Source organism: Pseudomonas sp. GL-B-12 (assembly GCF_019955895.1).
Lineage (GTDB): Bacteria > Pseudomonadota > Gammaproteobacteria > Pseudomonadales > Pseudomonadaceae > Aquipseudomonas.
Genome location: NZ_JAHBCX010000030.1, coordinates 1 through 23819 on the forward strand (window position 1 = coordinate 1; position 23819 = coordinate 23819).

The following is a 23819-nucleotide window of genomic DNA, read 5'->3' on the forward strand; positions in this document are numbered from 1 at the left end:
CCCTTGTTCTCGAAGGTCACCGCCTTGGCCGCATTGGCCTCGACCATGGCCTTGCCCAGCACCCGGGCGGTCTGGTCGTAACCACCGCCCACGGAACCCGGGGCCATGAATTTCACGGTATCCAGCGCGAAGGCGGGGGCGACAAGCACGGCAGCGGTCAAACCGGCGGCCATGCAGCGACTGAAACGACGGATCAAAGCGGTCATGGGCATCTCCTGATTGCATTGTTTTTATAGGTGCCGCTTGCCCATCGAGGTGTGCGATGAACATGGGCCTGCGAACAAGCTTAGGCCATGGATCCTTGGGTTGATCTGTTTTGCTAAAACCACCCGCCAAAGGCCTGTAGGAGCGAGCTTGCTCGCGATGGACGTAAAGGCACCGCGTTTTTACAGACAACACGCGTAACCGTTAGCGACCATCGCGAGCAAGCTCGCTCCTACAGGGTTCGTGGTGTTCCAACCGGCGTTTGATTACAACTTTGTCATCAAGCTGTTGGTCGGCTGTCCGGATCACTTCGTTAGCCTGAACTCACTGTCAGGCCAACCACCGGCAGGCACCCTGCCCTTGTAGAGAGAGATTTGTCATGAAAATGTTGATCGCGGGTTTTGCCGCCCTGCTCGCCACCGGTTCGGCGTTTGCCGCCACCCAGCCCACCTCGGCGGTCATCCACGACAAGGACGGCTTCTATGTCCCGGTAGACGTGGCCAAAGTGCTATCCATGACCGACCTCAATGGCCAGTGCGGCATTGTTCCGGCGCAGTTCAACTACCTCGACCACCAGGGTCGTGAGCACCAACTGGACTACCAGGTCCAGGGCGTAGGTTGCCTTGGTGAGAACTGAGCGGATGCCTGTATTCACCGCCGACCGGGCTACACTTTCGCCATTGGCTCGCCCCTGTAGCCCGACCGGATCAGGCAGGTTTGCATGAACATCCTCGTAGTCGAAGACGAACCCAAGGCCGGCAATTACCTGCTCAACGGCCTGCAGGAACTCGGATACACCGTGAACCTGGCGCGGGACGGCGTCGATGGCCTGCACCTGGCCCTGGAACACGACTTCGATGTAATCGTACTGGACGTCATGATGCCGAAGATGGACGGCTGGGAAGTCCTGCGCCGCTTACGCAAGGAAGCCGATACGCCGGTGCTGTTCCTCACCGCCCGGGATGACATCGCCGACCGCATCAAAGGCCTCGAACTGGGCGCCGACGATTACCTGATCAAGCCGTTTTCCTTCGCCGAACTGGTGGCACGCCTGCGCACCCTGACCCGGCGCGGTCCTACCCGGGAAGAAGAGCACCTGCACGTCGACGACCTGCAGATCGACGTGCTCAAGCGCCGCGTCAGCCGCGCCGGCAACCGCATCACCCTGACCAACAAGGAGTTCGCGCTGCTGCACCTGTTCGCCACGCATCAAGGCGAAGTGCTGTCACGCTCGATGATCGCCTCCCGGGTCTGGGACATGAATTTCGACAGCGACACCAATGTCGTCGATGTCGCGGTGCGCCGCCTGCGCCTGAAAATCGATGATCCGTTCCCGCTCAAGTTGATCCGCAGCGTGCGCGGCATCGGCTACCGCTTCGACACCCAACCCTGAATGCAACCATGAATGCGATGACACCGCTGCAATCCGCCTCCCGTCTCAGCCACTCCCTGACCCTACGCCTGGCGCTGGTGTTTGCCCTGCTGGCGTTTGTCTCGCTGGCGCTGCTGGGCGTGGCGCTGTACCGCGACCTGGAGCGTGAGCTGATCCATCGCGACGACATTGCCCTGATCACCCGCATCGACCAGTTGCGCACCTTCCTCAACGACAGCAATACCCTGGACCTGATCAAGGCCAAGCCGGCGCTGTTCCAGAACATGATGGGCAACCGCGAGGCCCTGCTGACCATCGGCACCCCTGGCCAACCGCCGTTGCTGGTGGTCAACCCGGGCAACCTGACGATGCCGGTGCTGACCCCGGTGGCCATGGATCATCGGTTGACCCTGAAAGACGTGCAGCATTTGCCCAGCGTCAATGGCGTGCCGTTTTCCGCCCTGGCGGCGACCATCGACTCCGGTGACCTGGGCAGCCTGCAAGTGGTGACCGGGCGCCTGATGACCGAACGCACCGCCGTGCTCGCCGACTACCGGCTCAATGTGTACCTGTTCGCCAGCGTCGCGGCGATCCTGCTGGCGCTGTCCGGTTATGTGCTGGTGCATCGCGGCCTGTTGCCGGTGCGGCGCCTGGCCCGCCACACCCAGAGCATCGACGTCGGCAACCTCAACGAACGCCTCGACAGCCAGGGCGCGCCGCTGGAACTGCTGCCCATGATCGATGCCTTCAACGCCATGCTCGACCGCCTGGACAAAGGCTTCATCCAGCTGGGCCAGGTATCGACCGACATGGCCCACGAACTGCGCACGCCGATCAACAATTTGCTGGGGGAAACCCAGGTGGCCTTGCAGCAGAACCGCAGCACCGACGCCTATCAGCAGCTGCTGGCCTCGAATGTCGAAGAACTCGAACGCCTGGCGCGCATGCTCGACAACATGCTGTTCCTGGCCCGCACCGATCCGCGCAGTGCCTTGCGCCAGCGTCAGGAACTGGATGCCGCCGACGAAATGCAACGCATGGCCGATTATTTCGAAGGCCCGGCGACCGACGTTGGCATCTGCATCGATGCCCGAGGCAGCGGCTTGATCTGGGCCGAGCCGATGCTGCTGCGCCGGGCATTGGCCAACCTGTGCGCCAACGCTATCAAGTACGGCGCGCCGCATTCCGAGCTGTGCATCCACGCCAGCCCGACGGCCGACGGCATCCAGGTGCAAGTGCGCAACCACGGCCCGACCATCCCGGCCCAGCATCTGCCACGGCTGTTCGAACGCTTCTACCGGGTCGATGAGTCCCGCGAACGCTCGGCCCAATCCAATGGCCTGGGCCTGTCGATCGTGGCGACGATCATGCAACTGCACAATGGTGCCTGCCATGTCAGCAGTGCCGACGGCATCACCTGCTTCGAACTGTTTTTCCCGGCGCGGCAACAGCATGAGTAGCGCCTGGGCGAAAACCACACGGGGTACTTCCGACAAAACAATGCTCAAGGGTGCGTGTCATGACCTAACCTCATTGGCTATGTGACTAACAACCCGTCGAGCTCGCCAATGCGCAATGTCTTGAAGTCAATGATTTACGTCGCCTTCGCGGTTCTGGCGGCAAGCACGGGATGGCTGTTGGCGGGGGACATGGCCGACGCTCCTGCTCCTGCTCCTTCTCTTGCTCCTACTCCTGCTCTTGCCCCCGCTCCCGCTCCCGCAGCCCCGATCATCAGCATCTCCGACAGCGAGTTGCTGGGGGTGCAAAACCAGCTCAACAGCCTCAAGCAGCAGGTTTCCCAAGCCACCAATTACACTCAGCTGGAAAGCTCGCAGGACCTGGTGCAGGTACTGATTCAGGAGATTGAACGCCTGTCCACATCGCTGCTGCCTGGACAGGCGCAGTTGCAGGCGCAACTGAACGTGCTGGGGCCAGTGCCGCTTGACGAGAACGCACAGGTGACGACTGCCATTACCTCCCAACGAGACGCCCTCGGCGAGCAAAAAGACAAGATCGACAGTCAACTCAAAACCCTGGCCGCGCTAAAAATAAGTGCCGCCGAACTGATCACCCAGATTGCCAGCATCCGGCGCAGCCTGCTGGAAGCGGAAGTGACCCAGCAGACCAGCAGCATCCTGAACCCGAGCTTCTGGTCGCCATTGTTCGCTCTGCCGATCGAGGACCGCCAGCGTTTCAGCGCCCTCATCGAGCAACTCGAGGCCACGCACCGGGCCGCCTGGCAACCCGGACAACGCGGGATCACGGGCGCCCTGCTGTTGCTGGCCCTGGTCATTTGGACCGTGGGTCGAAACCTCGCCGGCCGGGGCCTGGCGTGGTTATGCTTTCATCGAATGCCTGCAGGCCGGCTGCGGCGCAGCTCCCTTGCGCTGGCGTCAGTGATGGCGACGGTGCTGACCGCCGGCATCGCCCTGCAACTGCTGCATTTTGCCGGGACCCGGCAACTGCCCTACCCCCCCCAGTTGGACGACCTGGCGCAATATCTGGAGAAGCTGGCCTATACCTGCGTGCTGATCACCGGGCTGAGTCGCGCGTTGTTGTCCACCAAACATCCTTCATGGCGCCTGCCCGATATTGCCGATCCGGTGGCGCTGGCGATGGAGCCCTATCCGCGGTTGCTGGCCAGCCTGCTACTGGTGCTGGTAACCCTGGTACAGATGAGCAATGTCACCGGCATGAGCGCCGAAGTGGTGTTGTTCGGTCGGGGCATCGTGGCATTGGTCGCGGCACTGGTGATCGGTGCGCTGTTGTTGCGCGTCAGCAAGACGCGCAGAGACCTGATCGTTGCCGGAGAAGCCCCCGAAGGCGTCACCACCTTCGCCGGTCTGATTTACACCTTCACCGGCGTTGCCGTGGTGGTGTCCCTGTTCGCCCTGTTGATCGGCTACGTGACGTTGGCCCGGTTCATCACCTATGAAATGGTCTGGATATTCATCATCTGCGCCGGTTTCTACCTGCTCACCCAGGTCTACCAGGACACCTGCGACTATGTTTTTTCGCCCCGGCAACCCACCGGCAAAGTAATCAAACAACTGCTGGGCATCGGCAATCCACGGCTGGAGCAGATCTGCACCGTCATGTCCGGGGCTGGCCGCGCCATCCTGATGCTGATCGGCGTCATTGCCCTGTTTGTCGGCGGCGTGGGGACGACGCTCGGGCAACTGGTCACCGGCACCGTGGCCGTACTCGGCGGCGAAGGGCTGCGCAAACTCAACATCGTCCCGGACAACCTGCTCAATGCCGTACTCGCCCTGGTGATCGGCATCTACCTGATTCGCTCCTTTCGACGCTGGCTGGATAACGAGTTCCTGCCCAAAACCGAGATGGACCCGGGCATGTGCGCCTCGCTCAGCACCCTGTTTGCCAACATCGGTTACGCGTCCGTGGTGCTGCTCACGCTGTCGTCGCTGGGGATCAAGTGGACCAACCTGGCGTGGATCGTCAGTGCCCTGTCAGTGGGTATCGGCTTTGGTCTTCAGGAGATCGTGAAGAATTTCATCTCCGGCCTGATCCTGCTCACAGAGCGCCCGGTGAAGGTCGGCGACCTGATCAGCATCAGCGGCGTCGAAGGCGATATACGACGGATCAACGTGCGGGCCACGGAAATACAACTGGCCGACCGCTCGATCATGATCGTGCCCAACTCCCACCTGATTTCCCAGAACCTGCGCAACGTCACCCTCGGTGGCAGCGCCCAGGGCGTGGTGATACTCGAACTGATGTTCCCGCTGGATATCGATCCGGAGCTGGTGCAAAACCTGCTGATGGACACCTATACCGAGCATGAATCCATTCTGGATAAACCAGCGCCGTTTTTGCGCTTCAGTCAGCTGAAACCCGAAGGCATCACATTGACCATCACCGGATATGTCGGCAGCCCACGCACGGTCGGCGCGATCAAAAGCGAGCTGCTGTTTGAAATTCTCAAGCGGCTGGGTGCTGCGGGGATTGAACTGACGAAACCGCCTGCCGTGTGATGCTCAATCACACGGCAGGTGGTCGCTGGATCAATGGGCGATACACACCGACTTAAGCTCGGTGTAAGCCTCGATCACCGCACGGCCAAACTCGCGGCCCATGCCCGATTGCTTGACGCCACCGAACGGCATCGCCGGGTCGAGCAGCACGTGGGCGTTGACCCACACCGTACCGGCTTCGATGCGCGGCACCAGGTTCATGGCTTTGCCCAGGTCGTTGGTCCACAAGCTGGCGGCCAGGCCGTAGCGGTTGTCGTTGGCCAGTTCGATCACGGCGTCTTCGTCGTCGAACGGCATCACGCCCAATACCGGGCCGAACACTTCTTCACGGGCCACGGCCATGCTGTGGTCGATGTCCGCCAGGATGGTCGGCTGCACGAAGAAACCATCACCCTCCAGCAACTCGCCGCCAGTCACCACGCGCGCACCTTCCTGGCGGGCCAGTTCGATGTGCTTGAGCACGCTTTGTTGTTGCTTGCGCGACACCAGCGGGTTGATCGCGGCTTCGCAGTTCATTCCGTCGCCGATCGGCATCGACGAAACAGCAGCCGCCAGGGCTTCAACGAATTGGTCGTGGATCGAGCGGTGCACGTAGAAACGCGAGGCCGCCGCGCAGACCTGGCCATTGTTCAGCAAGCCGCCGAGGATCGCGCCTTGCACGGCTTTTTCGATGTCGGCATCGGCGAGCACGATCATCGGGTTCTTGCCGCCCAGTTCCAGGGAGAAGCGCGTCATGTTTTCCATGCACGCCACGCCGACGCTCTTGCCCACGGCGGTGGAACCGGTGAACGACACTTTGCTCACCAAAGGATGCGCGGTCAGCACGCCGCCAACGGAAGCGCCGCCACCGGTGACCACGTTGAATACGCCGGCCGGGATGCCGGCTTCCAGCGCCAGTTCAGCCAGGCGCATGGCAGTCAGCGGGGTTTCCATTGCCGGCTTGATGATCACCGTGCAACCGGTGGCCAGGGCTGGCATCAGTTTCCAGGCGGCGATCAGCAGCGGGAAGTTCCACGGCACGATACCGACCACGACACCGACCGGCTCGCGCTTGGTGAACGCGGTGAATTTGGCGCCCGGTGGCAGCGGGATCGACACATCGAAGGTCTGGCCTTCGATCTTGGTCGCCCAGCCGGACATGTAGCGCATGAATTCCACGGTGGCGTTGAGGTCTAGCGCGCGGGCCATGTTGATTGACTTGCCCTGGCTCAGGGTTTCCAACTGGGCCAGTTCTTCGGCGTGCTCTTCGACCAGGCGGGTGAAGTTCAGCAGGATGCGTTCACGGTCCGCCGGGCGCAGGCTTGACCACACACCGGACTTGAACGCCTTGTGGGACGACTGCACGGCGCGCTCGACGAGTTCCAGCGGCGCATCCAGGGTTTCGCACAGGGTTTGCCCGGTGGCCGGGTTGACCACGGCGATGCTGTCGCCCTCGGCAAGCACCCACTGGCCATCGATGAAGCAACCGTGGCGACGTGCAAGGAATGCAGCAACCTGGGGCAGGATTTCAACGTTGCTCATAATTCACCTTTCATTCAGACGAGTTGTTCAGGCGCCAATCCGGCCTGATCAGTGTTGTTCTTTGAGGTAGCACGCGACCGCCTGGCGGTCGTCGGCGGAAGCCAGGCCCATGTAGGGCATGTAGGTGCCCGGCACGAAGGCCTGGGGCTGGGTGATCAGTTGCGTGATGTTCTCGGCCAGCCAGTCGACGTCTTTGTCGCGCATCGCCTGGGAGTAGCTGAAACCCGCCAGCGAACCGGACTTGCGCCCATACACACCAAACGGGTTCGGCCCCATCATCCCGGTCGTGCCCTTGGTCACCGCGTGGCAGACGCTGCACTCAGTGGCAAACACCTCGCCACCACGGCGCGTGTCCGGGGTGCACTCGGCGGCAGACACCGCCTGAACCAGGGTGAGGGACAACAAACCGATCACGGGCAATCGCAGCGAAGTGAACATAAAAAAACGACCTTGAAAATCCACGCGCCCGCCAGCAGGCGAACGCCAACACTAAAAATGCCTAGGCAACGGTGCTTCGGCAGGTTGGTAAGGATTGTCGGTGGTCGCCGGCACGCAGGTTTTGCCCTGCGTGCCAGTTGTATTGGCCGGGCTGCCAAACCGGGCAATCTGGCATGCACAACCAACTAATTGGCAAACAGGGAAAAGGGCAAACAAAAGTCGCGCCTTAGTATCCGGACAGACCGCAAACCTGCGCTCAAGAACAAGAACGGATGCCACACCATGCTCAAGTCCCCCTTGCTTCGTCTCTCGACGCTCGCGCTGATGATCAGTGCCGGCAATGCCGGTGCCTATGAACTCTACGCCGATGACGACAGCCATCTGAACGCTACCCTCGAAGCCGTATTCGGCATTTTCCACAGCCAGGAAAACTACGCCCTGTCCGGTCGCCTGAATGAAGGCAGCTCATCGTGGCGCGAGGGCTACATCAAATACGGCTTGAGCTTCGATCAAGGCCTGGGCGGTGTGGGCACCGCGTACGGCGCGGGGAACATGCTCAGTTCCGGCACCTGGGGCGACGGCGATGCCGCCGGTTTCACCGACGGTTCGGAACGCACCACCAAGTTCGAAGACGCCTACCTCGGCTGGCGTTCGGCCGATCTGTTTGGCGCACTGGGCAAGGATGGCGTCGACCTGTCCTTCGGCCGCCAGAACATCGTGGTTGGCGATGGTTTCCTGATCGATGGCGATGCGCTGAACATGGGTAAGGGCCTGGCCGACGGCCAATTCAACCGTGGTGGCGCCTATTACCTGGCAGCACGCAAAGCCTTCGACGAAACCGCCGTTTTGCGTCTGGGCGGCAAGGAAGGCTGGCGCAGCGACCTGATGTGGCTCAAATCCGACAACCGCGCCCAGGCCAAGACCGAAATGTACGTCGGCACCCTGGAGCACGTAGCCGAGGCCGGCACGGTCGGCCTGACCTACATCAAGACCACCGATATTGATGAACAGTACGCCTCCCCGGCACAACTCGAACGCGACGGCATGAAGACCTACAGCGTGCGCGCGACAGGCAATGCCGGGGTGAAGGATCTGTTCCTGTCCGGTGAGTACGCCAAGCAGGACAAACCTCACGCCGCCGACGAAAACGCCTGGTACCTGGAAGCCGGCTGGACCTTCTCCGACGCGATCTGGACCCCGAACGTCAGCTACCGCTACAGCCGTTTCTCGGAAGGCTACGACACCTTGTTCTACGGCATGAGCCGTGGTTACGGCACCTGGTTCCAGGGCGAAGTGGCAGGCAACTACGCCGGGCCGTTCAACAGCAACTCACGCATTCAAAACGTCGGGCTGAAAGTCTCGCCGCTGGAGAACCTGAACCTGGGCGCGCTGTACTTCAACTACGACACCATCGACCGCAGCCTGGGCAACACCGATGGCCACGAAGTCGACCTGTATGCCGAATGGCATGTCAACGACCACCTGACCGTGATGCCACTGGTGGGCATCTACCAACCGGACAAGAGCGCCGAAAACGGTGGTACCCAACTGGGTAACAACGACAGGAACGTCTACGCCCAGGTGGTGTTCGCCACCGGTTTCTGATTTCGGCCGAGGGCAACGGCGTTGTCGTTGCACACGTGGAAGTTGAATCCGTTGGTGGGGAGCTTTCGTACCTTAGATTTGCAGTGCCTGATACACCGCCTTCGCGAGCAAGCCCGCGAAGAGGCCATCACATCCAACATCACTGCCACCTGACACTCCGCTTTCGCGAGCAGGCTCGCTCCCACATTTGGATTTTTGCCTTACACAAGTCTTGCGTTCACCAAAGATCCCTGTGGGAGCGAGCCAGCTCGCGAAGAGGCCATCACATCCAGCATCAATGCTGACTGACACTCCGCCATCGCGAGCAGGCTCGCTCCCACAGAGATCTACGCCAGCCGACATAAATCTGTCACCCACAACCAACCACATGGCATGCGCGCAAACATGTCACCGCGCACCCCGGGCGTAGTATCAAAGCCGACCTCGGAGCAATATCCGCTCCAGGGCGCCCTGCAAAGCAAAGCTGAACCCCTTCCATTTCTCACTAACAACAATAAATCGACCTTCGGGTCGCGGGAGATTTCTGTGCTCAAGAAAAGTGCGCTGGGCTGGCCAAAGATTGCCGGCCTCGGGATTGCGTTGGTGGTGGCCGGGCAGTTTTCCGGCTGGAATTTCGGGCTGGCGGCCGGTGGCTGGCTGAACATGTTGATCGCCACGTTGTTGATGGCCCTGCTCTGCGGCGGCCTGGCGTTGTGCGTGGCGGAGCTGTCCACCGCGCTGCCCAGCGCTGGCGGTGTATTCGTCTATGCGCAAAGCGCCTTCGGGCCGTTCGTGGGTTATCTGGTCGGCGTGGCTTGCGCACTGGCGCTGACCATCGGCACCGGTGCGGCCGCGACCTTTATCTGCGCCTACACCGAATCGATTTTCGGCCTCGGTGGCTGGCCGGTGAAGATCGCCCTGTTCGCGGTGATCATCGGCATCCACATGCGCGGCGTCGGTGAGGCCATGGGCCTGACCTTCATTGCCGGCGTGATCGCCGTGGTCGCCCTGCTCACGTTTGGCGTGGCCATGGCGCCCCATGTCGAACTGGCCAATCTGCTGACATTGCCGGCCAACGTGGCAACACCGGTCAGCCTCGGCGGCATCTTCGCCTGTGTGCCATTCGCGATCTGGTTGTTCATCACAGTCGAGCAAACCGGCTCGGCAGCCGAGGAGGCGCACAACCCCGGCCGCACCATGCCCCGCGGCATTCTAGCGGCGATCGGCACCTTGTTGGTGACTGCGCTGGTGGTGCTGGTGTGCGCACCGGGTGCCGGTGGTGTCGAGCTGGTGGGTTCGGCGGGAGATCCGCTGTACGCGGCGATGTCCAGCAACAGCGCCTTCGGTGACGGTTCGTGGCTGGCCAAGGTGATTGGCTGCGGCGCGGTGTTCGGCCTGATCGCCACGTTCTTCTCGCTGGTCTACGCCGCGTCCCGTCAACTGTTCGCCATGGCCCGCGACGGCTTGTTCCCGCAGTGGCTGGGCAAGACTGGTAAACGCGGCACGCCTTACCCGGCGCTGTTGTTGATCGGCGTGATCGGCCTGCCGCTGTCGGCGGTCGACCCGGCCACGGTGATGCTCGCGGTCGTGCTGCTGCTCAACGTTTGCTACCTGCTCATCTTCGGCGCCTACCTGCACATCAAACGCAACCAACCGGAACTGCCACGCCCGTTCACCCTGGTCGGCGGCAAACTGGTTGCCTGGCTGGGCCTGGCCCTGACGCTGGTAGTGATCGCCGCCTGCTTCCAGCTCGACATGCTGATGCTGATCGCCCTCGCCGTGACCTTCACCCTGTGCATTTTCAACTACCTGCTGCGCAACCGTCGCACCACCGCCATCGAGGTTCCAGACCATGCCTGAAGACACTCTGCTACAACGCCGCCATCGCGTGCTCGGCAGCGCCTCGCCGCTGTTCTACGACAAACCCTTGCACCTGGTGCGTGGCGAAGGTGTCTGGCTGTTCGACGTCGATGGTCGCCGCTACCTCGACGTCTACAACAACGTGCCCTGCGTCGGTCACTGCAACCCCCACGTGACCGAGGCCATGCACCGCCAGGCCACCACGCTGAACATCCACACCCGCTACCTGGATGAACAAGTGGTGCGCTACGCCGAGCGCCTGACCGCGACCTTTGCAGAATCGCTGGACACCGCGATGTTCACCTGCACCGGCAGCGAGGCCAATGAACTGGCGCTGCGTCTGGCGCGATTCGCCAGCGGCGGCACCGGCATCATCGTCAGCGACTACAACTATCACGGTAACTCGGCGTCGCTGGCCGAAGTCACCACCGCCCTGCCCTCGCCGGAACCGTTTGCCGCCCACGCCCGCGCCGTGCCGATTCCGTGCTTGTACCGGGCACCGGCCGGCACCACCGAGGCGCAACTGGCCGAGCAATACGCAGCCAACATCGCCGCCGCGATTGCCTCGATGCAGGCCCAGGGCATTCGCCCCGCCGCGCTGCTGATCGACACCCTGTTCGCCAACGAAGGCTTGCCACGGGTGCCGGCCAGCTTCGTCAACAAGGCGGCGGCGCTGATCCGCGCTGCGGGTGGCCTGTTCATCGCCGACGAAGTGCAGTCCGGTTTCGGCCGCACCGGCGATCACCTGTGGGGCCATCAGGCCCACGGCGTGGTGCCGGATATCGTCACCCTTGGTAAACCGATGGGTAACGGCTATCCCCTGGCCGGGTTGATCACCCACAAGGCGCTGGTCGAATCGTTCGGTCGCCACGCCATGTACTTCAACACCTTCGGCGGCTCGCCGGTCGCGGCAGCGGTGGGCATGGCGGTGCTGGATGTGATCGAGCAACAGCAACTGCTGATGAATGCGCAAAACGTCGGCGCCTATGTACAGCAACGCCTGCAAGTATTGGCCAGCAAACACTCGATCATCGGCGACGTGCGCGGCAAGGGCCTGTTCTTCGCCATGGAGCTGGTGCGCGACCACGCCAGCAAGGAGCCGGCCGGACTGGAGGCGCGCAAGGTGGTCAACGACATGCGCGAGAACGGCGTGCTGATCAGCAAGATCGGCGCCGGCGACAACATTCTCAAGCTGCGCCCGCCGCTGGTATTCAGCCGCGATCACGCTGACTTGTTCGTCGACACACTGGACAGCGCCCTGAGCGCGATTTGAGGCTTTTGCCATGACTGAATTCCACACCCTTGCATTCGACACCCTGAGCTATGACCAGCAAGTGACCCGTCTGCACGAACTGGCGCGCCATGCCCTGCAACAGTGGGACGGCGAATTCGCCGACATTGAACTGGTGAAGTTTCGCGAGAACGCGGTGTTCTCGGCCCGCCGCCACGACGGTCAGCGGGTGGCCTTGCGCATCCATCGCAATGGCTATCACTGCGAGGCTGCGCTGCGCTCCGAACTGCAATGGATGGAAGCCCTGGCCGGCGCAGGCATTACCGTGCCGCAGATTATCCGAGCGCAAAATGAAAGCCATCTGATCGAAGTCACCCATCAGGCCATCGGCGAGGCGCGCCACATCGACATGCTCGCCTGGCTGCCCGGTGCTACCGCCGGCACTTCCGAGGCGGGCGTGCAGGCCGATACCGAAATCGATTTCCTGTTCAATGAAGCCGGTGCGATTGCCGCGCGCATCCATCTGCACTCGGCGGATTGGCAACAGCCGGACGAGTTTGTCCGGCATGCCTGGGACGAGGAAGGTCTGATCGGTGCCAATCCGTTCTGGGGGCGTTTCTGGGAGCTTGCGCAGCTCAGCGACGAGCATCGGGATCTGCTGCAACAGGCCCGGCGTACGGCGCGCAAGGACTTGCGTCAATATGGTCGGCACCTGGGCAACTTCGGCATGATCCACGCCGATCTGGTGCCTGAGAACCTGCTGATCGAAGGCCAGCGTTTGCGCCTGATCGACTTCGACGATGCCGGGTTTGGCTGGCACATGTTCGAGTTGGCCACGGCCTTGTACTTCTGCCTGGATGACCCGCGCTTTGACCAGATCAAGGCGGCGCTGCTCGACGGCTACAACGCGGTCAAACCGCTGACCGAGGCGGATCGCAAGACACTGGCGTTGTTCCTGATGCTACGTGGCACCACGTACCTGGGCTGGATTCACACCCGCCAGGGCACGCCGACAGCGATAGAAATGGCGCCGATGTTGATTGAGCGGGCTTGTTTGTTGGCTCGGGAATATTTGCAGCAGTAAAACGACTAACTCGATACATATGTGGCGAGGGAGCTTGCTCCCGCTCGGCTGCGCAGCAGTCGTAAACCCGGTCATTGCGGTACTTCTGAAGCACCGCAATGGCTGATTTTGGGGCTGCTTCGCAGCCCAGCGGGAGCAAGCTCCCTCGCCACAGGATTACCTTCCGCCTCAAGAGCCGCTATCCCGCCGGGTCAAGCCTGTCCAACGCCCGGTTCACCGCCAACTCCCCCAACATGATCACTTGCGCGATGCCCAGCAGGGTGTTGCGGTGCGTGCCTTCGAGGAAACCCGCCAGGTCATGGGCCATGACGTTCGCCGAGGCCAGCGACTCGCAGGCGTGGGCCAGCAGGGTTTCGGTGTCGATGTCGGGGTTGATGGTGAACAGGGTGGAGGGTTTGTGCGGGGTGGCCATGATGTGCAGGGCCGGGTTGGGGCAGGAATCGTTGTCTGGTGGATCAGGCGTAACCTTGAACATGATGTTCTTTTCCGTTGTGATGCAGCCACGCCGTCGCTGCTAAACGAGGGGTGGCGGCTGTACGCAGGTTAGCAGACCGGGGAAACGAAGAAAGCCGGCGCGCCCAAGGGCGCCCTACGCACAGCCACCATCAAACGCAGGTACGGAATACCTGCCTGACGGACACTCGTACGATCTTCAAATACCACGGGCTGCTAAACCCGATCACTGGGAATCAGTGACGCGAATCAAGTTACCGATGGCCTCCGAGGCGCACAAGCCGGCGGATTCTGGCGTACCTGTAGGCAATGACGCAAGGCGTTGTAGCTTGCAGGAAATGACGCCTACAGCCGTTAAACATGCATTCCAGATTGATACCGCTTTCGCGAGCAAGCCCGCTCCCACAGAGGGGCTTCGTCGCACACAGTATTTGTGTTCGCCAAAGATCCCCTGTGGGAGCGGGCTTGCTCGCGAAGAACGATAACGCGGTCTCAATCAAGCCGCGCTGGCATGCTCAACACGATGAAACAAGCGGTTGAAATACACCAGGCTGTCGCGCGGCTCGCGCACGCCCACCTTCGTCAGCTCCACGAACATCACCGAATGCGACCCCACTTCCTTGCACTCGCTGATCCGCCCTTCGAGCTGCACCAGGGCATCGCGCAGCACTGGTACGTCGGCGGCGCCGTCGTCCCACAGGTCCCAGGCGAAACGTTCGTCCATCGGCACCTTGGTCATGCCGGCGAAATGCCGGGCCAGTTCTTCCTGCTCGCCACACAGCACGTTGACGCACAGATGGCCGTTGGTGCGGAACACGTCGTGGGTGGCGCTGTTGCGGTTGACGCACACCAGCACGGTGGGCGGCGAGTCGGTCACCGAGCACACGGCGCTGGCGGTGATGCCGCAACGACCGCCGGGGCCGTTGGTGGTGATGATGTTCACCGCGGCAGGCAGCTGCGCCATGGCGTTGCGAAAGTCGATTTGCTGCTGGCTCAGGTCGGCCATGTCGATGCCCCTTCCTTCAGGAGGGCCGCTATCTTGCGGCCCGTAGGTGATGGAACAAGACTAAGGCTGCGGGCGCGCCGCAACCATTCTGACGATCCCCATGGCAGGGTTGGGTTTCCGCTAGTCGACTAGGTGGTTTCTTTATCGCAAGGGCCGGCCACAGTGGGTATTCTGCATACTGGTTCCAGAAAGATGAGCCAATGCGTGCCGCACGCTCCCGTGCGAAAACAATAATTAGAAAACTTTCGTGGCAGCCCCGATGGAAATCCGTAAACCGATTGTTTATATCGTCGACGACGACAAGGACCTGCGAACCTCACTGGCCTGGTTGCTGGAGTCGGTGAGCGTGCAGGCGCAGTGCTTTGCCGGCGCCGAAGAGTTCCTGAGCCAATACGACCCCAAGCAGCCCGCTTGCCTGGTGCTCGACGTGCGCATGCCGGAGACCAGCGGTTTCCAGTTGCAGGAAATCCTCAACCAGCGCGGCAGCACCCTGCCAACCATTTTCGTCTCGGCCCATGGCGACATTCCGATGTCGGTCACGGCGATGAAGAACGGCGCGCTGGATTTCGTCGAGAAGCCCTACAACCCGCAGCAGATGATCGACCGCATCCAGGCCGCGCTGAAGACCGCCGTACACGCCCAGGCCGATCAGCAGCAGCGTCAGAACCTGCAAGGCAAACTGGCACTGCTGACCAGCCGTGAGCGTGAAGTGTTGATGCTGGTGATCGATGGCAAGGCCAGCAAGGTGATTGCCCGGGAGCTCAACATCAGCGTGAAGACCGTTGATGTGCACCGTACCAAGATCAAGGAAAAGATGGGTGTGAGCAGCATCGCCATGCTGGTGCGCGAGGTGCTGCATTTGCCGGTGGATGAGCCGGTGCGGCATTGATCATTCTGTATTCGCCGTCAGGCCGCCATCGCGGGCAAGCCCGCTCCCACATTTTGATCTCGGCCGGACACAGACTTTGAGTTCACCGCAGATTCAATGTGGGAGCGGGCTTGCTCGCGAAGGGGCCGGCACATCCAACATCGCTGGTGACTGACACACAGCTTTCGCGAGCAAGCCCGCTCCCACAGGTTGATCTCGTCGTACACAAACTTCTGTGTTCGCTGAAGATTTAGTGTGGGAGCGAGCCTGCTCGCGATGGGGCCAGCAGACTCAACATCAATGGCGGGTGTCAGATCTGGCTATACCGCTTGCGATAAGCCCCCGGCGACACACCAAAGCGCGATTTGAAGGCCGACGAGAAGTAGCTCGAATCCGAGAACCCCCACGCATAACACAGCGCCGAAAGCTTCTGCTCGACATCGGCGCGGCGCAGGTTTTCGGCGCAGAAGTCCAGGCGCCGGTGCTTGATGTATTGCGCCACCACCAGCCCGCGCTTGGAGAACATCCGGTACAGGCCGCGTACGGAAATCCCGACTTCACGGGCAATCAGTTCGGGGCACAGTTCTTCGTCGCTGAGGTGCGCGTCGATGAAGGCGATGATCTTGCGAAATTGCCGCTCATGGGCGTCTGCACCGCAGTCGCGGGCACTGATGCCCGGTAGTAACAAACTGGCCAGGGCATCGAGCACGGCTTCGCTTTCCTGCATGTCCAGCCCGTCCTGCTGGCGGGTGTCCAGCACCAGCTTGTTGGCCATCGCCGCCAGGGGGCTGCCGGCCGCGATGCGCGTGGCGCAGTTGACGGCATTGAAGTGCGAACCCCGCTCGACCACCTGGCGCGGAAGAATCAACGACAGCTGTCGGCAATCGTCGTTGTAGATCATGTCGCTCGGACGGCTGGCGTCGATCAGGGCGATGTCGCCACAGCCCAGTTGCGCCCGGTTGTCGCCCTGCTCCAGTTGCGAGCTGCCACGCATCTGGAACACCGCGTAGTAGTGGCCGTCGCTGCTGGTGCTGACGTCCTTGCTGGTGCGGTACAAATGCACGTGCGCCATGTCGACCACACTGAGGTTGATCGCACCGCTGCGAAATTCCGTCAGTTCGCCGTAGAAATCAGTGTCCAGCGCCCGGGCATCGAAACGCCCACAGGCCTGGTTCACCTGGCTCAACCAACTTTCGAACGCCTCGTTGCGCACCGTCGATGCTGTAATCATGTCCGCAAGCCTCAGGTTTTTGTTGTTATTTTTCGACCGCTTCATCGAGCGGTTCGTCAAAACGGTTGTTTCTGTAGCCATCGCCTCCCTCGACGGCCGCCGGGCGCCCATTCAACAGGCTCCGGCCCAAGCTTTCCAGTCGACTTTCAGTTAAAGGTCCAATACCAGACGAGCGGAAAGCGCCCGTGATACACAGGCGCAAATCTGCTTGTTGGACGCCTTTTCCTTGTTCGACAGACAGTTGTCACGGTGCTCCGGCAAGCCGTCCAGCACCTCGACGATACAGGTGCCGCAGATACCTTCGCGGCACTCGGTGTCGATGTCGCAACCATGGGCCTGCAACACATCGACCAGGCTGGTGTTGGCCGGCACTTGCAGCACCACGCCGGAACTGGCCAGTTCCACTTCGAACGTGCCGGCCGGGGCGCTGTTGGCGGCCGGGTCTGCGGCGAAGTGTTCCAGGTGAATGGCATCATCCGAGCGACTGCGGGACGCCACTTCCACCACTTTGTTCATGAAGGGTGCCGGGCCGCAGGTGTAGACGTGGGCGGCGCTGCCGGCACGCTCCAGGCATTCACTCAACGCTGCGTCGAGATCCGCGGGCTCCACGCCATAGTGAAACTCCACAGATTCAGCAAAGTTCGTCGCCAACAGTTCGGTAAACGCCGCGTACTGCGCCGAGCGGGCGAAATAGTGCAGGCGATACGGCTGGCCGCTTTCCGCCAATTTGTAGGCCATGCTCAGCAGCGGCGTGACACCGATACCGGCGGCGAACAACACATGTTCGCTGGTACTTTCATCGAGACGGAACAGGTTGCGCGGCGCACCCATTTCCAGCTCCATGCCCTCTTCCACTTGCTCGTGCAGCGCCAGCGAACCGCCGCGCGACTGCGCTTCTTTCTTCACCGCCACCAGGTAGGCGCGGCGATCCTGTGGCGGGCTGCACAGCGAATACTGGCGGGTCACCCCGGTCGGCCCGGTCAGGTCGACGTGGGCACCCGGTTCATAGGTGTCGAGCGGCTGGCCGTCACTGCGCACGAGGCGAAAGGAACGGATATCCAGCGCTTCGTCGACGATCCTTTCGATCTTCACCTTCATCATTGCATCACCTGAATACTGTTGTTTCGGTTAGTACGGACATTAAAAAATCTTCGATCCAGCCCTGATCCCTGTGGCGAGGGGGCTTGCCACAATTTTTAGCGCATGAACAAGCCGCCGTTGACGTCCAGGCACGCGCCGGTCACGGAGGTCGCGTTATCGGCGACCAGCAGCAACACGCTGTCGGCGATGAACGCTGGATCACCAAGAGTGCCGGCCGGAATCATCTTGAGGATCTGCTCCAGACGCTCCGGGGCCACGCTTTCACGCACCACCGGCAAGTCCAGCGGACCCGGCGAGATGCTGTTGACCGTCACGCCTTGCGGTGCCAGTTCACGGGCGAAAACCTTGGTCAGCGTCGCCACGCCACCCTTGGCTGCGGCGTAATGCGCGCCGGTAGCGGTGCCGCCGTTCTGCCCGGCCAGGGACGCGATGTTGACGATGCGACCGAAGCCGCGCTCGGCAAAGTGCGCGCCGAACACCTGGCAGGCAACAAAGGTGCCGCGCAGGTTGATCGCCATCGACTCGTCGAATTCTTCCGGCGTGATGTCCATCAGCGCCGCGACTTTCGACACGCCAGCGTTGTTCACCAGAATGTCAGTGCCGCCCCAGTGCGCGGCGAGCAGGTCGCGGGCGCGCTGGAAGTCGGCCTTGCTGCGCACATCCAGCTCGATGGCGACGGCCGTGGAGCCGCTGCCATCCAGATCGGCGGCCAGATGCCGCACGCCATTGAGGCGCACATCGGCCAGGCCGACGCGATAACCCGCCGCATGCAGACGACGGGCGATGCACTCGCCCAGTCCGCGCGAGGCACCCGTTACAAGGGCTACTCGACTCATGATGTTACCCTCACAAAAGGAAGCCGAGCGCGCTCAGGCTGTCGGTGGAGTTGATCAGCCGTACCACTTTGCGCTCCAGGGTCGGCACGCCATCGGTGAAACGAATGCGGTGATTCAGGTCGGCCACGAACGGCGTGTGCACGCCGCGCTTGTAGGCGTAGAGCAACTGCGCCGAATTGACTTCGACGATGTCGCCGGCCGCTTCCACCAGACGGAAACGCGAGATCGTGCGAATGGTTTTCGCTGCATCCACTGCCGACGGCGAGTAGCCGGCGGTCAGGCGTTCGATGCGCAGGTCACGCATGCGCGCATCGTCGTAGGCGTAGTTCAGGGTCGCTTCGAAATCTTCGGTGTCCGGGTCGATCGGCACGATGTACTTGCCGCTTTCGCTCCACAGGGTCGCCCATTCGGCGTAGTTCTTGTGGTCGAGCAGTTCGGCTTCGCGCCAGATGAATTCGATGGCCTGGGCCAAGGGACCGGTAAAACCGTTCAGGGTGTCGTGATTGCTCATTGGCTCATCATCCTTTTCCACATGTCGTAGGCACCGCGCATGCCGCCTTCGTCGGTGGCATGGCTGACCTTGTCGCCGTTTTCAGCGGTGATTTCGCGGTTCAGGCCGCGGTTGACCAGGATTGGCGCGTTGACGCCGGCATACGAGCCGCGCTGCACGCGGTCCCAGGCCTCGGCATCGTCAGGGCTGCCGAAACCGAACGGGCCCTGGAAGTGTTCGTGGATGCGCATGCGTTCGCGGTTGGCGATTTCCGGGCCGCCGTCCATGCCGAGGGCCACGTGGCGGATCTCGGTTTCGCTGACCGATACCGGGCGCAGCACGCGGAAGAACGACATCGACATCGCCACGTTCGGGAACAGGTTCAGATTGAAACCGGCGCCGTGCAGCGAGCGCACGATGCGACGGACCTGATCGGCCGGCATGGTCTTCGACAGCTCTTCAGTCACATGGGCGAAGCGCTCCTGCAACTGTTCGGTGCCGTCGTCATGATCGAGATCAACGTGCTCCGGCACCATCACCATCACGCTGTGGCCGTTGCCCAGCGAGTGGGTGACGGCTTGTTCGTCGGTCATGAACGAGAGCATTTCCGAGGTTTCTTCATCCACCGACGACATGAACGACTTGTGCACGATCGGGAAGTGGTAACCGTCGGTGGTGTTTTCCAGCTGGATCTTCCAATTGCCCTTGAAGCTGAACTTGTGTTCGCCCTGGGTCTTGATCGGGTAGCCGGCGCCCTGCTTCATGAACAGGTCCATCCAGTGCTTGGCGCCGCCGAGGAAGTCTTCCAGCGGTTCGATCTCGTCGTTGTAGCTGGCGAAAACCATGCCGGCGTAGCTCTCGACGCGAAGGCTGGTCAGCGGCAGTTCGGACTTCTCCAGGATGCCTTCATAACCATCCGGATACGGCAGCGCACGCAGCTTGCCGTCCAAGCCATAGGACCAGCTGTGGTACGGGCAGGTGAAACCGGTGGCGTTGCCCTTGTGCTTCTCGCACACGGTGGCGCCACGGTGCCGGCAACGGTTTTCCAGCACGTTGATGTTGTTCTTCTTGTCGCGCACGACAATCACCGGGCGACGGCCAATGGTGGCGGTTTTGAAGTCGCCGCTGTTGCGCACTTCGCTTTCGTGGGCAACCCACACCCAGGTGCGGTAGAAAATCTTGTCCAGCTCGGCTTCGAACAGCGCCGGATCGTTGTACAGCGAGACATCGACGCGGTCGTGCTGGACCAGGTCTTCGGGGCTTTTCGACGTTGCGATCAGCTGATATTCATGAGTGCTCATGCGGTTCTCCTCATGGCTTCTTTTTATGATTTGGTTTTAGCAGCCAGTCGTTGACCGGCCATGCTGAGTTGCAGCTGCGCACCGAAGGCGCAGACCAATTCGTCCTGACCTTTACGGCCAACAATTTGCAGGCCGACCTTAAGCCCGCCGCAGTCGAGTTCCACCGGCACCGTCAGGGCCGGGTGGCCGCTGAGGTTGAAAGGCCGAACCAGCGGGGTCATACCGGCCACGGCCTTGCTGCCGGCGCGGGCTTCGCTGAGGGTCGGCGGCAGGGTCGGCATTGTCGGCAGCAGCAATACGGCAAAGTCTTCCAGCGCCGCGTCCACTTGTTGGGTGAACGCCGTGCGCACGGCTTCGGCCTGGGCCAGTTCTTCGCGCGTGGTGCGGCTGGCCGCCAGCAAACGTGTTTCCACATCGGCGCCGATCAGGCCCTTGCCGGTCAGATGGCCGAACGCCGCCCAGTTTTCGAAATTGATCACGGTCAGGCCGGCGGCGAACGCCGCTTCGAATTCGCTCAGGTGCAGGTTGCTGCGACGCCATCCGGCGCGGTCGGCGGCAGCTCCGAGACTTGCTTGCAGATGCGCATCGCAGGCCACCTCGAGAAAGCCGACCCTGGCGCCGTCACCTGGCAGGCCTTGAGCGGTAAAGCCCGGGCAGATCACCTGCATCGCGGCGATCAGGTCGTCCATGCTTTTGGCGAACGGCCCGACGCAATCGAGGCTGGATTCCAGCGGATGGGCGCCGACACGGCTGACGCGACCATAAGTTGGCTTCAACCCGGCAATCCCGCAGCACGCTGCCGGCACCCGCACCGAACCACCGGTGTCAGTGCCGATGGCGATGTCCGCCAGGCCTGCCGCGACCGCCGAAGCCGAACCGCTGGACGAGCCGCCAGGAACACGGTCCGGCGCTTGCGGGTTGATCGGTGTGCCGGTCCAGTCGTTGATGCCGGTCACGCCGAACGCCAGTTCATGCAGGTTGGTCTTGCCGACGATCTGCCAGCCAGCGTCGAGGATCGCATCAACCACTTCGGCGTTTTTCGTTGCCGCCGGTGCATCGGCAAACGCGCGGCTGCCCGAGCGGGTCGGATGGCCGGCGATGTCGATGGAGTCCTTGATGGCGACGCGCTTGCCGTTGCCACCGAGGAGGAATTCGCTGATGAAAGTACTCATGCGCCCGCTCCCAAGGTGAAGAGCTCCGTATTGAACAGCCGTTGCGTGCGGAAATGCGCGATCAGCCAGACGCCGTCGACGCAACGGAAATCGATGTTCAGCCGAGTGCCGAACAGCTCGTTGCGGCCATCGGCGTAGGTCGAGATCTGCTGCATGATCCACTGCCCCTGCGCCGCCTTGCCGTCGACCACGATCGATTCGCTGGTGAGGTAATGCAGGTTCAGCTTGAAGTGGTCGGACGGCGGCAGATAACCGCCGACAAACGCAGCCACCGCCTCACGCCCCTGGTGCTGACCGAAGGTCTGTGCGGTCTGGGTGCCGAGGCCTTCCCAGATCGCATCCTCGGTGAACAATTGCGCCAACTGGCTCTGATGAATCGCCGCCCGCGGCACATCGCACAGGTCCATGTAGCGCGCCATCAGGCGACGCACTGCGCTTTCCCCTTCGAGCGTCGCCAGACGCTGCAGCAAGGCCTCGTTCATGGCTTACACCTTGGCCGCATCAGGAATGGTCAACGGGCGACCGATGCGCGCTTCGATCTTGGCGTAGCGCCACAGGCTGTACTGGCCGACCGGCGTGGTGCGGAACAGGTTGCAGGCGTCGATCACCGACTGGTGGCAGTCGACGTCGGCCATGATGTACACGGTCCAGGGCGAGGTGGTGGACGGGCCGACCATCAGGCGGTCGTCGTCCATCGCGCCGAGCACGGTGATGCCGGGCATGGCGCCGAGGTCGCCCATCATCTGGCTGAAGCCTTTCCACACGCTCAGGCCTTCGCCGGTGGGCAGGTCAAAAAAGTTCTGGGTGATGCCGATGCAGAAGACGACGCGCAACGGTTCCTGGGTAGCTTGGGACATGTTGTTGATCCTTGAAAAAGTGAAAAATGAATAGGGTTCAGATGTAGCCCGGGAACGGCGGGACGCCGAGGAACACCGAGCCGGCGCCGTCGTACAGGCCTTCGCTGAGGAAGGCGTGCTGGGTCACCACCATCGAGTCGCGCAGGTAGCGTTGCAGCGGATGGCGCAGGTAAATGGCAGTGGTGCCGGCCAGGCTGTAGGCGCTCTGCACCACCTCGGCACCGGCCTGGGACACGTGAATGGCCGACAGGCGCAACAGGCTGGTCTGCTCCGGGGTGACCGGGTTGCCGGCCAGGATCGAGTTCCACACCTGCTCGGTGGCGTTGTAGAAGAAGCCGCGCGCGGCGCTGAGCTTGGCTTCGGCCTTGGCGATCTCGATGCGCACGTAGGCGCGGTCGGATAATTTCGGTGCGCCGGTGATGCCGCTGCCGCCAGCCATGCGGCTGATTTCGTCCAGCGCTGCACGGGCCAGGCCGAGGTTGACCACTGCCAGCACTTGCGCGGCGTAGGCGATCGACGGGTAGCGGAACAGCGGTTCGTCGATGGTCGCGGCACCGCCACGGATGAACGTCCAGCGCTCATCAACGTGTTTATCGGTCACCCGCAGGTCATGGCTACCGGTGCCTTTGAGACCGACCACTTCCCAGTTCTCGACGATGTCTACCTGCTCCGGGCGAAATACAGCGGTGCGCGGCTTGCCGCCGGCAGCGCCGATGCCAACGCCCAACAGGTCTGCGCCTTTGCAGCCGCTGGCGAATTTCCAGGTGCCGTTGACCTGATAGCCGCCTTCTACGGCCTCGGCCGGTTGCAAGGGGAACAGGCCGCCAGCGAATACCAGGTCAGGGCTTTCGGCGTAGAGCTCAGCCAGGGTTTCCCGCGGCAAGGCTGCCAGGTAGACACCGGCGCTACCGAAGCTGGCCACCCAGCCCGCCGAGCCATCGGCTTCGGAGATGCGCTCGATCATTTGCAGGAACAGCGACGGTGCCAGGGCGTCACCGCCGAAGCATTTCGGCGTGGCGGCACGGTAGATTCCCACCTGCTTGAATCGCTCGATCATGTCCCGAGGCACGTGGGAGCCGGCGTCGAATTCCTCGCGGCGCTGGCGGACCTCATCCAGCACTTGCTGAAATAGCTGACTCTCGACCATTGGCACGACCGGGGCGGACACAGGGTCTTGTTGCGCGACAGCTGAACGCAGCATGGGCTAGTTCTCCG

The 23819-nt window shown here is 62.1% G+C and carries 23 protein-coding genes and 1 pseudogene; 10 read left to right on the forward strand and 14 right to left on the reverse strand.

The genetic code is table 11. From position 1 onward, the window contains the following. Positions 1-206: pseudogene (locus KGA85_RS16920) on the reverse strand (tripartite tricarboxylate transporter substrate binding protein); the annotation flags it as partial. 377 nt (positions 207-583) lie between these two features. Here KGA85_RS16920 and KGA85_RS16925 point away from each other — a divergent pair. From KGA85_RS16925 to KGA85_RS16940, 4 genes are all read left to right on the forward strand, one after another. Next, the gene (locus KGA85_RS16925; RefSeq protein WP_223461400.1) at positions 584-841 is read left to right on the forward strand and encodes a DUF2790 domain-containing protein; all 258 of its coding nucleotides are present in this window, start codon (positions 584-586) and stop codon (positions 839-841) included. Between the two features lie 84 nt (positions 842-925). Then, positions 926-1597, forward strand: a complete 672-nt coding sequence (locus tag KGA85_RS16930) for a heavy metal response regulator transcription factor (protein WP_223543251.1) — start codon at positions 926-928, stop codon at positions 1595-1597. Positions 1598-1605: 8 nt separating this feature from the next. Next, positions 1606-3036, forward strand: coding sequence for a heavy metal sensor histidine kinase (locus KGA85_RS16935; protein ID WP_223543252.1), 1431 nt, complete (start codon positions 1606-1608; stop codon positions 3034-3036). A 108-nt stretch (positions 3037-3144) separates the two neighbouring features. After that, entirely contained in the window at positions 3145-5571 is a 2427-nt protein-coding gene (locus KGA85_RS16940) for a DUF3772 domain-containing protein (protein WP_223543253.1), read from the forward strand. Positions 5572-5601: 30 nt separating this feature from the next. Here the strand turns inward: KGA85_RS16940 and KGA85_RS16945 are convergent, their stop codons facing one another. Together KGA85_RS16945 and KGA85_RS16950 are read right to left on the reverse strand one after the other, a co-directional pair. After that, positions 5602-7092, reverse strand: a complete 1491-nt coding sequence (locus tag KGA85_RS16945) for an aldehyde dehydrogenase family protein (protein ID WP_223461395.1) — start codon at positions 7090-7092, stop codon at positions 5602-5604. Positions 7093-7140: 48 nt separating this feature from the next. Continuing rightward, positions 7141-7530, reverse strand: a complete 390-nt coding sequence (locus KGA85_RS16950; protein WP_223543254.1) for a c-type cytochrome — start codon at positions 7528-7530, stop codon at positions 7141-7143. A gap of 282 nt (positions 7531-7812) precedes the next feature. On the opposite strand from KGA85_RS16950, the gene KGA85_RS16955 reads away from it, so the two are divergent. The 4 genes from KGA85_RS16955 to KGA85_RS16970 all read left to right on the forward strand — a co-directional run bounded on the left by KGA85_RS16955 (position 7813) and on the right by KGA85_RS16970 (position 13289). Continuing rightward, positions 7813-9135: an alginate export family protein gene (locus KGA85_RS16955; RefSeq protein ID WP_223543255.1), complete on the forward strand. Its 1323-nt coding sequence runs from the start codon at positions 7813-7815 to the stop codon at positions 9133-9135. Positions 9136-9660: 525 nt separating this feature from the next. Then, positions 9661-10974, forward strand: a complete 1314-nt coding sequence (locus tag KGA85_RS16960) for an amino acid permease (RefSeq protein WP_223461390.1) — start codon at positions 9661-9663, stop codon at positions 10972-10974. After that, the gene (locus KGA85_RS16965; RefSeq protein WP_223461388.1) at positions 10967-12247 is read left to right on the forward strand and encodes an aspartate aminotransferase family protein; all 1281 of its coding nucleotides are present in this window, start codon (positions 10967-10969) and stop codon (positions 12245-12247) included. Before KGA85_RS16960 ends, KGA85_RS16965 begins: the two co-directional genes overlap by 8 nt. A 10-nt stretch (positions 12248-12257) precedes the next feature. After that, positions 12258-13289, forward strand: coding sequence for a phosphotransferase enzyme family protein (locus KGA85_RS16970; RefSeq protein ID WP_223543256.1), 1032 nt, complete (start codon positions 12258-12260; stop codon positions 13287-13289). Positions 13290-13467: 178 nt separating this feature from the next. On the opposite strand, the gene KGA85_RS16975 is transcribed toward KGA85_RS16970, so the two are convergent. Beyond that, the gene (locus KGA85_RS16975) at positions 13468-13764 is read right to left on the reverse strand and encodes a DUF6124 family protein (RefSeq protein ID WP_223543257.1); all 297 of its coding nucleotides are present in this window, start codon (positions 13762-13764) and stop codon (positions 13468-13470) included. Between the two features lie 474 nt (positions 13765-14238). Next, positions 14239-14748, reverse strand: a complete 510-nt coding sequence (gene hpaC, locus KGA85_RS16980; protein WP_056723075.1) for a 4-hydroxyphenylacetate 3-monooxygenase, reductase component — start codon at positions 14746-14748, stop codon at positions 14239-14241. A 259-nt stretch (positions 14749-15007) separates the two neighbouring features. Here hpaC and KGA85_RS16985 point away from each other — a divergent pair, with 259 nt between their 5' ends. Continuing rightward, positions 15008-15637 carry a response regulator transcription factor gene (locus KGA85_RS16985; protein ID WP_053161157.1) on the forward strand — a complete coding sequence of 210 codons (630 nt, stop codon included), beginning with the start codon at positions 15008-15010 and terminating at the stop codon, positions 15635-15637. 289 nt (positions 15638-15926) lie between these two features. Here the strand turns inward: KGA85_RS16985 and feaR are convergent, their stop codons facing one another. Further along, a complete protein-coding gene (gene feaR / locus KGA85_RS16990) occupies positions 15927-16847 on the reverse strand; it encodes a transcriptional regulator FeaR (protein WP_223457870.1) in 921 nt (306 codons plus the stop codon). Between feaR and KGA85_RS16995 the strand changes: the two genes are divergently transcribed. Then, positions 16846-17001 (forward strand): hypothetical protein, encoded by a 156-nt coding sequence (locus KGA85_RS16995; protein ID WP_223457861.1) that lies wholly within the window; start codon positions 16846-16848, stop codon positions 16999-17001. The genes feaR and KGA85_RS16995 overlap by 2 nt on opposite strands. Here the strand turns inward: KGA85_RS16995 and KGA85_RS17000 are convergent. The 8 genes from KGA85_RS17000 to KGA85_RS17035 form a co-directional block, all read right to left on the reverse strand. Next, positions 16998-17948, reverse strand: a complete 951-nt coding sequence (locus KGA85_RS17000; protein WP_223457859.1) for a PDR/VanB family oxidoreductase — start codon at positions 17946-17948, stop codon at positions 16998-17000. The genes KGA85_RS16995 and KGA85_RS17000 overlap by 4 nt on opposite strands. A 95-nt stretch (positions 17949-18043) precedes the next feature. Next, complete coding sequence (locus KGA85_RS17005) at positions 18044-18784, reverse strand: SDR family NAD(P)-dependent oxidoreductase (RefSeq protein WP_223457857.1); 741 nt, start codon at positions 18782-18784, stop codon at positions 18044-18046. Positions 18785-18794: 10 nt separating this feature from the next. Beyond that, positions 18795-19295, reverse strand: a complete 501-nt coding sequence (locus KGA85_RS17010) for an aromatic-ring-hydroxylating dioxygenase subunit beta (protein WP_223457855.1) — start codon at positions 19293-19295, stop codon at positions 18795-18797. After that, positions 19292-20575 (reverse strand): aromatic ring-hydroxylating oxygenase subunit alpha, encoded by a 1284-nt coding sequence (locus KGA85_RS17015; protein WP_223543258.1) that lies wholly within the window; start codon positions 20573-20575, stop codon positions 19292-19294. The genes KGA85_RS17010 and KGA85_RS17015 overlap by 4 nt, the downstream gene beginning before the upstream one ends. A 23-nt stretch (positions 20576-20598) precedes the next feature. After that, on the reverse strand, positions 20599-21747 hold the full coding sequence (locus KGA85_RS17020; protein ID WP_223543259.1) for an amidase: 1149 nt from the start codon (positions 21745-21747) through the stop codon (positions 20599-20601). Continuing rightward, positions 21744-22229, reverse strand: coding sequence for a nuclear transport factor 2 family protein (locus KGA85_RS17025; protein ID WP_223457850.1), 486 nt, complete (start codon positions 22227-22229; stop codon positions 21744-21746). The genes KGA85_RS17020 and KGA85_RS17025 overlap by 4 nt, the downstream gene beginning before the upstream one ends. Before the next feature lie 3 nt (positions 22230-22232). Beyond that, a complete protein-coding gene (locus tag KGA85_RS17030; protein WP_046040355.1) occupies positions 22233-22604 on the reverse strand; it encodes a hypothetical protein in 372 nt (123 codons plus the stop codon). A 37-nt stretch (positions 22605-22641) separates the two neighbouring features. Then, complete coding sequence (locus tag KGA85_RS17035; protein ID WP_223457848.1) at positions 22642-23805, reverse strand: acyl-CoA dehydrogenase family protein; 1164 nt, start codon at positions 23803-23805, stop codon at positions 22642-22644. Between the last annotated feature and the right edge of the window lie 14 nt (positions 23806-23819).